At 69.7% G+C, this 9,239-nt stretch carries 8 protein-coding genes; all 8 read right to left on the bottom strand.

The window, feature by feature from the left end:
- Nucleotides 1–45: 45 nt before the first annotated feature.
- On the bottom strand, nt 46–270 hold the full coding sequence (locus L2I40_RS12810) for a YMGG-like glycine zipper-containing protein (protein ID WP_237215350.1): 225 nt from the start codon (nt 268–270) through the stop codon (nt 46–48).
- A gap of 14 nt (nt 271–284) precedes the next feature.
- Entirely contained in the window at nt 285–710 is a 426-nt protein-coding gene (locus L2I40_RS12805) for a Rap1a/Tai family immunity protein (protein ID WP_237215349.1), read from the bottom strand.
- 168 nt (nt 711–878) lie between these two features.
- Complete coding sequence (locus tag L2I40_RS12800) at nt 879–1,559, bottom strand: MarC family protein (RefSeq protein ID WP_237215348.1); 681 nt, start codon at nt 1,557–1,559, stop codon at nt 879–881.
- A gap of 43 nt (nt 1,560–1,602) precedes the next feature.
- Nucleotides 1,603–2,043: a hypothetical protein gene (locus tag L2I40_RS12795; protein ID WP_237215347.1), complete on the bottom strand. Its 441-nt coding sequence runs from the start codon at nt 2,041–2,043 to the stop codon at nt 1,603–1,605.
- A 47-nt stretch (nt 2,044–2,090) separates the two neighbouring features.
- Nucleotides 2,091–3,314, bottom strand: a complete 1,224-nt coding sequence (locus L2I40_RS12790) for a sodium/glutamate symporter (RefSeq protein ID WP_237215346.1) — start codon at nt 3,312–3,314, stop codon at nt 2,091–2,093.
- Nucleotides 3,315–3,402: 88 nt separating this feature from the next.
- Nucleotides 3,403–5,103: an aspartate:alanine exchanger family transporter gene (locus L2I40_RS12785; RefSeq protein ID WP_237215345.1), complete on the bottom strand. Its 1,701-nt coding sequence runs from the start codon at nt 5,101–5,103 to the stop codon at nt 3,403–3,405.
- 13 nt (nt 5,104–5,116) lie between these two features.
- Nucleotides 5,117–7,831, bottom strand: coding sequence for an aminotransferase class I/II-fold pyridoxal phosphate-dependent enzyme (locus L2I40_RS12780; protein WP_237215344.1), 2,715 nt, complete (start codon nt 7,829–7,831; stop codon nt 5,117–5,119).
- Nucleotides 7,832–7,879: 48 nt separating this feature from the next.
- The coding region (locus L2I40_RS12775) for a DcaP family trimeric outer membrane transporter (RefSeq protein WP_237215343.1) at nt 7,880–9,239 on the bottom strand (1,360 nt) is incomplete at its 5' end.

Here is a 9,239-nt window from a genome sequence, read left to right as displayed (position 1 = left end):
TGCCCGGCCTGGCCGGGCTGCCGGTCGGGCGGCGGTCCCGGGCCGTCAGCCGCCCTCGCGCGAACGGCCGACCATGTAGCCGCCGGCGGCCCCGACGCCCGCGCCGATCAGCGCGCCCCAGCCCGCATTGGCCGAGAAGGACCCGATCGCCGCACCACCGACCGCGCCGAGCGCCGCGCCGGTGGCCGTCGAGCGCTGGGTGTCCGTCATGTCGGCACAGCCGCCGAGCGCGAGTCCGGCCACGACCGGGAGGATCAGGATCTTCCGCATCTCAAGCGCTCCTTTCATCGGGCCTGCGAGCCGCGCGTCGCGCGGCGCGGCGCGTCCGGGCACGGCCAGGACGCCGTGGCGTAGCGCACCACGCCCTCGACGGCCGAGGCCGCGGCGTATTGGGGGTTGGCGGCCGCCCAGCGCGCGAAGCCCGAGGAGACCGTGGCGAGGTCGGGGCGCGGCGTGGGCAGGCAGAACATCGGCTGCACGCGGCCACCCGGCTGCGTGATCTCCGCGTGGAACTGCCCGGCCGACATCAGGAAGCCGTGGCAATAGTTCGAGGCTGCGACGACGTTCGGGTCGTTCGCCGCGGCGCCGCACAGCACCGCGAGGTCGCTTGTCCGCCCGCCCGAGAAGTTGTCCGGCCGGACCTGCGCCGTCGCCGGCAACGCCGACAGGCAAAGTCCTGCCGCGAGCGCCGCGATCGTCATGCTCCGCATGCTTGGTTCCTCCGCCGCACGCGCGCCGTGCTGGCGCATCGTTGCGTGGTGCGAGTATCGGGCGGTTGAGGCGGCGGGCAAGCCGCGCGCATGCCAACAACATGTAAACTACAGGGCATGTCGCACGCGATCTCCGGAGCGTCGCGCGTCGCATCGCGCGCCGCGACGCTACCGCGTGGCGAGGAGCGGCCGCAGCCAGTCGCTGGCGCCGGTCAGCATGATCTCCACGCCGACACACAGCAGCAGGAAGGCTGACAGGCGCGTGATCACCAATGTGCCTTCCGCGCCCAGCAGCCGCGCCATTCCCTCGGCGCGCCCATAGGCATGCCAGATGGTCAGGGCACTGAGCGCCGCGACGATCAGCGAGGCGATGGACGACAGGAGCATGTCCGGCAGGCTGCCCTCCCGCCCGGCGCCGAGGGCGATCGCGGCGGCAATCGAGCCCGGCCCGGTGGTGAGGGGTATGGTGAGCGGGAAGAACGCCATCCGGCGCGCCAGGTCGAAGCTGCCCGGGCCGGCCGGAGCGCGATCCGGCGGCAGCGGATCCGCGTTCAGCATCGTCCAGCCTGCCACCGCCACTACAAGGCCGCCTGCCAGCCTGAGTGCGGGCAGCGAGATGCCGAAGAAGCCGAGGATCGCGCTGCCGAAGAACAGGGACACGACCAGGACCACGAAGGCGTTCAGCGCGATGCGGCGCGAGAGCTTTGCGCGCTCGGTGCGGTTCAGCCCGGTCGTGCGCTCCAGGAAGACGAAGGCAAGGCCGTAGGGATTGATGATCGCGAACAGGGCACCGAAGCCGAACAGCACCTCGCCGAGCACACGCGCCACCACGAAGCCGTCCAGGATCATCGTCGATGCCCTTCCCCGCAGCGGTGGACCACGGGCCCGGTCCTCAATCGTCCAGGGAGAAGACCAGGCCGCCTTCTCCGATGCGCAGGGTCGTGCCGGCGCGCGCCGAACGCAGCCGGACGCGGACGCCTCGCGGATTGCGCAGCCAGTGCACCTCCACCGGACCATCCGCGGGCCCGCCACCGCCCTGGAACTCGGTGTATGCGCCGGGAAAATCGGACAACCGGCGGAGGTTGAAGACCTCGCCCTGGGCCCGGATCGTGGTGACGCCGACGCCCGCGGCGCTCAGCCCCTCGATCGAGAAGGCATGCACCTCGCCCAGGTAGCGCAGGCGGCCCCCGCCGATCGCTCCGCTGCGCCCGAACAGCCCGATCCGGACCTCCTCGATCCAGAGGCTGGCATCGGCGTTCGGATCGTCGGCGGCGCCGAGCAGGAGGCCGCCGGCAGCGGTCAGGACAGCCCGGCGCCGCATCTGGCGCATCATGCTCCGCTTCCTTGCGCTGGCCCGCCCGTGCCGCGGGCGCCCTTGCATCACGGCGCGATGGCGAAGAACGGCAAGGCGAGGAAGCCCTTGGCGACGAAGGCATTGGCGAGATCGACGAAGAAGGACCCGGCCAGGGTGATCAGCAGGAAGGCCTTTGGCGCGGGGCCGTAGCGTTTTGCGATCTCATCCATGGTCGCCATCGCGACCGGCATCGAGGACAGGCCGAAGCCGAGGAAGCCGCCGGAGGTCACCGCCGCCTCGTAGTCGCGGCCGAGCAGCCGGAAGAGGATGAAGTAGGCGATCGCGACGGTGACGGCGATCTGGACGACGACGTTGATCACCAGGGGCAGGATGATCTCCGCCACAGCGATCAGCGGCGTGGCCATCAGGGCAATCACCAGGAAGAGCTGCAGGGCGAGCGCGCCGCCGCGCTCGATCGGCGCGAAGGCGAGGCGCAGGCGCAGCACGTCGGCGATGTTGGTGATGACGACGCCGGCGATCATTGCCGAGAGGAAGCCCGGCAGCAGCAGCCCTGCGCCGCGGGCGAGGTCGTTCAGGTACTCGCCCACATAGACCGCCAGCGCGATCACGAAGATCGACGCGAGAAGCGATTCGAGCTGGTCGCCGCCCTCCTTCCGCTCGGGCGCCTCGGCGGGCGCCACGGCAGCTTGCGCGGGGGCATCGGCCGCCGGCGCGGCGGCCAGGCGATGGCGGCGGACGATCCAGCCGGTGATCGGACCGGCGACGAGGGCCCCGCTGATCACGGCGAGCGTCGCCGCGCCGACACCGACGATCTGCGCGCCGGCAAGACCCTGCGCCTCGAGCTCCCGTGCCCAGGCCATCGCCGTTCCGGGGCCACCGACGAAGGACAGCGATCCGGCCAGCACGCCATAGGCCGGATGTGCGCCCCAGGCCGCGGCGAAGGCCGCGCCGCTGAGGTTCTGCGCCATCAGGGCCACCACGGTCACCGCGCAGAGGATGAGAAGCGGCTTGCCGCCGCTGAGCAGCGCGCTGAGCTTCGCGGACAGGCCGATCGTCGTGAAGAAGATCAGCAGCAGCGCATCGCGCGTCCGCGAGCCGAAGGCGACGTCGACGCCGAGCGCGAGTTGCCCGAACAGTACCAGCAGCGACACCACCAGGGCGCCGACCACCGCGTTCGGCATGTCGATGCGGCGAAGCAGCGGGACCGCCTGCCGGATGGCCTTGCCCGCGAACAGGGCGACGATGCCGATCAGCAGCGTCGTGAGTTCATCCAGCTGGTAGCGCACCATCACTGCCTGGTCCCCTTCTTGGTAGCCGGCGCCGCCGCAGGATCCCCCGCGGCGGCGCCCTGTCGCGCGGGGCGCGACACGCCCTGGTCTATTGCGCCAGCACCATGGCGAAGTAGCCGAATACCGTGAGGAGCACGCCGGAGACCGCATAGGCCACCGGGAAGCCGATCCACGGCACGTTGGACTGGATCTCCACCGCCGCTTCCCGGCAGGGGCCCGAATGGCTGCGCGCGCCTGCGACGCCGCCCATCAGGATCGCCGGGTTGAACTTGAAGACGTAGAGCCCGATCGCCCAGACGATGAAGGGCGGCACGGAGCAAGCGACGAAGCCGACCAGGAAGATCTTGAGCGCAAGCATGCCCGTCAGCTGTGCCAGCAGGGAGTTGCCGGCGTTGATGCCGACGATCGCCACGAAGACGATCAGGCCGAGGTCCTCCAGCACGTTGCGCGCGGCCGCCGGCGTGTTGCCGAAGAAGCGGAGCCGCGAGGCGAGGGAGGAGACGATCACGCCCGAAACCAGCAGCCCGCCGGCATTGCCGAGCCCGACCTTCGCACCGAAGGCGGGGAACTCGATGGCGCCGATCAGGAAGCCGAGGATCATGCCGAGCGAGAGCGTCAGCAGGTCGGTCGCGGTGGAGGGGCGCACGACGCGGCCGAAGGCGTCGCCGATCTTTTGCACCGCGGACTTCAGCCCGACCACGGTGACCAGGTCCATCCGCTGCAGGGTGGTGTCCTTGCCGATCGGGATCGGCACGCCGGAGCGTTCGAGCCCGACAACCTGGATCTGGTCGGCGCCTGGCAAGGCACGCCATTCCTCGCGCGTCTTCTTCAGCATGTCGCCGTTGGTGACGAGGATCTCGGCACGGTCGAGCGGCAGGTCGAGCGCCGCACGGTCCGAGACCTCGGGGCCGATCAGGCCCATCTTCTCCGTCATCGCCTCCCGCCGGCCGCCAAGGGCGATGATGTCGCCGCGCTGCAGCCGTTCCTGGTCCAGCGCGCCGAGCGACTGCCCGTCGCGTACCAGGTTGACGAAGCGGTATTCGGGGTTCTCGCGCAGCAGGTCGTGCATGGTGCGCCCGACCCAGGCGTCGTTCTCGAGCCGGTAGGCGCGCAGACCGCCGGCGGTCCAGCCCGACAGCGCCGGCGCGTCGCCGGAGGCGACGCCGTGCTCCTTCTCGTACTCCCGCGCCGCAGCCTTGGCGTCCAGGCCCCACCACTTCGGCAGGTACTTGGTGATCAGGATGATGCCGACCGTGCCCCAGATGTAGGTGATGCCGTAGGACAGCGCGATCATCGCGGTGACGCTGTTCGGATCCGTCCCCGGCGGCAGCGTGACCGCGCCGGCCATCACCGCCTGCTCCGCGGAGCCGATGGCGGCCGACATGGTCTGCGACCCGGCGAGGATGCCGCCCGCGGCACCCGGCGGCAGGTCGAGCAGGTTCACGCCGCCGACGACGAGCAGCAGGCCGACGAAGCAGGAGACGACAGCGAGCAGGGTGAACTTGAGTCCGTCGCCGCCCAGGCTGTTGACGAAGGACGGGCCGACGCGCAGCCCGACGCCGTACATGAAGAGGTAGTAGAACAGGCTCTTGGTGAAGCTGTTCAGCTCCAGCTTGTGTCCGTAGAGCGAGGCCCAGACCGACAGGCCGCAGCCGACGATGATCGCCGCGGCGACCATGCCGAGGCCGTAGCCGGCGACGCTCTGCCGGCCCAGCCACACGGCCAGGCCGACGGTGACGAAGAGCAGGATGAAGGGGTTGGCGGCGAGCCAGCCGAAGAAGGCGTCCATCGCTCGGTCCTCCTCAGCGCTTCGACCGGGCGGCGATGGCGTCGGGTCTCAACAACTTGAGCCCGCGTGCCCGCTCGTAGCCGTGGATCTCCTTCACGTCGAGCTTCCGCATGAAGTCGATCGTCTCCTGGGTCAGCACCTGGCCCGGCACCATGATCGGGAAGCCCGGGGGATAGGGGATGACGAAGTTGGCCGAGACCATGGGCGGCCCGTCCTTCAGCCGCCGGTCGCATTCGGCGCCGAAGAGCGGGACGTATTCGCAGAGCTCTGGGTGGTAGGCGCCGAAGAAGGCGCTCCGCATGTCGCCTTCCGGCGTCCCCGCGCCGGCGTCGCCGCGGAACACCTCGTGGAATTGGCTGAAGTTCGGGAGGTCCGGGACGTCGGTCATCAGCGACTTCACGCGCGCGGCGAACTCGGCCTGCTCCTCGGGCCCGCCATCGGCCAGGCGCCTCTCGATCTCCTGGCTGATCTCGACCAGAACGCGGATCAGATGGGCGATGTCGCTGCGGGTGTTGTTGATGTTCGACTGCAGCAGCACCGAGTTGCGCGAGGTCTTGTTGACCTGGATGTCGTAGCGGCTGGCCAGCAAACCCTTGAACTGCGTGCCGTCGAAGCCCGCGGTGCCGCAGACCAGCGTCATCCGCGTCGGGTCGAGGTAGAACTCGTCCTCGCGCATCGCCTTGATCACGGTCGCCCAGGTGACGCCGGGGGCGAGGTAGTCCACGAAGCCCGACTGCCGGTAGGCGGCGGGGATCATCTCGTCCGCCCCCAGCACCCGGAAGTACTTCGAGATGAGCGGATGGCGATTCACCACCGCGCGGATCTTCAGCGCGATCTCGATCGCGTTCATCACCAGGCCGTAGCCTTCAAGCTCCATCTGCCGGCGCGCCACGTCGAGGCTGGCGATGAGCTGCTGGTTGGGGCTGGTCGAGGCGTGGGTGAAGACCGCCTCGTGGAACTGCGCCTCCACGGTGTGGAAGTCGACGTCCTTGACCAGCAGCATGGAGCCCTGGCGGATCGCCGACATCGACTTGTGCGTCGAATTGGTCTGGTAGACGCGCAGCCGCACCTTCCGCGGATCCGGGATCAGCCGCGTCTTCAGCAGCGTCTCGTCCGACGGGTCGGCGCCAAGCGCGGCCTGCTGCTCCTCATAGGCAGCCACCGAGGCCGGGTCGCGCAGCCAGGCCTCCAGATCCGCCGCCGCCCCCATCGCCGTGCGCGCGCGCAGGAAGGGCGAGAAGCGCGCGAAGCCCGACCAGGCCTCGTCCCAGAGGAAGATGAGGTCCGGCTTGATCGCCAGGCATTCCTCCATCACCCGGCGCACATTGTACATGTGCCCGTCGAAGGTGCAGTTGGTCAGGTCGAGCATCTTGAGCCGGTGCAGCCGGCCCTCGGCCTTCAGCGCGAGCATCGCCTTCTTTACGGTGGCGAGCGGCACCGCGCCGTACATCGAGTATTCCGTCATCGGGAAGGCCTCGACGTAGATCGGCTGCGCGCCGGTCAGCACCATGCCGTAGTGGTGCGACTTGTGGCAGTTGCGGTCGACGATGATGATGTCGCCCGGCGCGCTCAGCGCCTGCACCGCCATCTTGTTCGAGGTGGAGGTGCCGTTGGTGACGAAGAAGACGTGGTCGGCGCCGAAGGCGCGCGCCGCCATCTCCTGCGCCTTCTTGATGTTGCCGGTCGGCTCCAGCAGGCTGTCGAGGCCGCCGGTGGTCGCGCTGCTCTCCGCCAGGAACAGGTTGATCCCGTAGAACTCGCCCATGTCGCGGATCCAGTCGGAGTTGAACACCGACTTGCCGCGCGCGATCGGCAGCGCGTGGAAGGTCCCGATCGGCCGCTGCGCGTAGCGCTTGAGGTTGTCGAAGAAGGGCGTCTCGTAGCGGTCCCGCACACCCTCCAGGATCGCCAGGTGCAACTCGAGCGGTTCCTCGACGGAGTAGAAGATCCGGCGCACGCAGTCGGCGGCCGGATTTCCGGCCAGTTCCTCGACGTTGCGGTCGGACAGGAGGAAGAGGTCGAGCTCCGGTCTGACGCGCTTCAGCGTCCCTGCGAGCCGCAGCGCCGACACGTCGGTCCCTTCGGGCTCGCCCAGCGGATCGAGCACGGCGCGGAGATCCGGCGCGTCGTGGCGCGAGCGGTAGGGGAAGCCCTCCGCCAGCACGACGGAGGTGATGGCCGGGTTGATGATCGCCGCGCAGAGCGCATCCTCGAAGGAGCCGATGAACACCGGCTCATAGACGAAGCTGTCCTCCGGCCGGCGCAGCCGGCGCAGCTCGGACGCCAGCGCGGGCCAGCGCGCCGCCGGCTGGCTGGTGACGTAGAGCACCTCGAAATACGGGCGAGCGCTGCCGCGGTCTCCGTCGAGCGCCGGCGGCAGAATGTCCGCCACCTCAGACCCCGCGCGGTCCTCGCTCGCCTCCCAGTCGCCCGGCCTGTCGCGATAGGAGCGCGTCAACAGCGCGTTGGAGATCCGTCGCGCGAGCCGAGCGGCGCCACCCAGGTCGCCGCCCGCCACCTGCTCGGACAGCGCACCCATCAGGCGCTGACCGGGATAGGCGTGGAACGCCTCGGTCGGCGCAAGCCTGGCCAGCGTCGCTTCAAGCTCGCCGCGGTCCCGGCCGCTTCGTGCACAGGCCTCGGCCAGGTGCGTCAGGTCGCGCCAGGCATCGGCGCGGCCGGCATGGATCATCAGGAAGCGATCGATCGGAGTGGAGGAGCTGCTCATGTGGCCTTCTCGGATGTCTGGGTGTGATCGTCCGCTTCGCGCCGCGGGCTAGAAGCGCGCGATCGCGGATGCCTGGATGCGTTGTTCGATGCCGTAGCCGCCCTGACTCGGGCTCGAGGCCGATGCGCCACCCTGCAGGTCGCGTCGGTAGTAGATGTACTCCAGCCCTACATCGAGCCAGCCATGGCCGATGCGCCCGTCGCGGTCGGTGGCGAAGGGGCTCCAGATCAGGTTCACCACGCCCATCTGCATCTCGCGGTTGGCCGCCGTCGCGCCCGATCCGCCGGCGGAGAACTGCGAGACGAAGCCGGGATTCTCCACCCACGCGTAACCGTAGGCGGCGTTGCTGCGGAGCGTTGGGGCCCAGTAGTGCCGATAGCCGATGGATGCGCCGTAGGTCGTCACCGGTGTCAGCGAGACGCTGCTGACGCCCGGCAGGCCGATGTCGCTGTAGGCGGACTGGCCCGACGTGGTCGCGTCGAAGTAGCGGCCGATGCCCTCGCCGTAATAGGCGGTCAGGCTCAACTGGTCGGCGCCGAAGCCGCGCCAGAGTCCGCGCATGTTGAGGTTGGTCGAGGCCGCGAAGCCCCAGCCGATCGTATCCGCCGTCCCGTTCGGCGTGGCGGCGGTGCCGTTGGTGTCGATGCGCAGCTGCCGCAGCAGGCCGCGCAGCGAGACGTCACCGAAATCACCTCGGTAGGTCAGCCGCCCGACCAGGTCGGGAAAGGTCGTGGTGGACGGGCTGGCGCCGCCGTCGAGCGTGCTGTCGGGATAGAAGACGCCGGCATTGCTCGTGTAGTCGGTGTAGGACGCCTCCAGCGCGAGCTGGCCGGTCAGGCCCGGCGCGAGCCGGCCTGTCACGCGGATCTGCGCCTGGCGCACCGCGGAGGCGTTGACGAAGGTGGAGTCGGTCAGCGTCTCGACGAAGCCGTCGTTCCAGACGCTGTTCGCCTGCCCGACGAGCACGCTGAAGATGTCGCCGCCGACCTGGACATAGGCCTGGCGCAGGCGCGGCATGTAGCCCGACGAGGTCGCCGCGCCCGACGCGCTCGGCAGGTCGCCGGCGAAGTCGAATTCGAGCTTCGTCGTCATCGGCCCCCAGGCGGTTGGGGTCGAGGTGTCGAAGCCGATGCGCGAGCGCCGGGCACTGAACTGCGTGTCGCCTGATTGCAGCGTCGCGGCGCTGCCGGTCAGCGGAATGCCCTGCACCGACGGGGCGTCGCTCCGGTTCACCATGTCGAAGTCGGTGAAGAGATTGGCCTTCACGAAGCCATAGAGGCGCACGGAGGTATCGGTCCCGGGGATGCGCCAGGAATTCGGCATGCTGCCGCGCAGCGCCTCGTCGACCTCCTCGCGCGTCACGCGGGGCGGGGGAGGCGGCGCAGGCGCCGCGATGACGGCCGGTGGG

The organism is Falsiroseomonas oryziterrae (genome assembly GCF_021864505.1).
GTDB lineage: Bacteria > Pseudomonadota > Alphaproteobacteria > Acetobacterales > Acetobacteraceae > Falsiroseomonas > Falsiroseomonas oryziterrae.
This window is presented reverse-complemented; position numbering and strand designations above follow the sequence as displayed.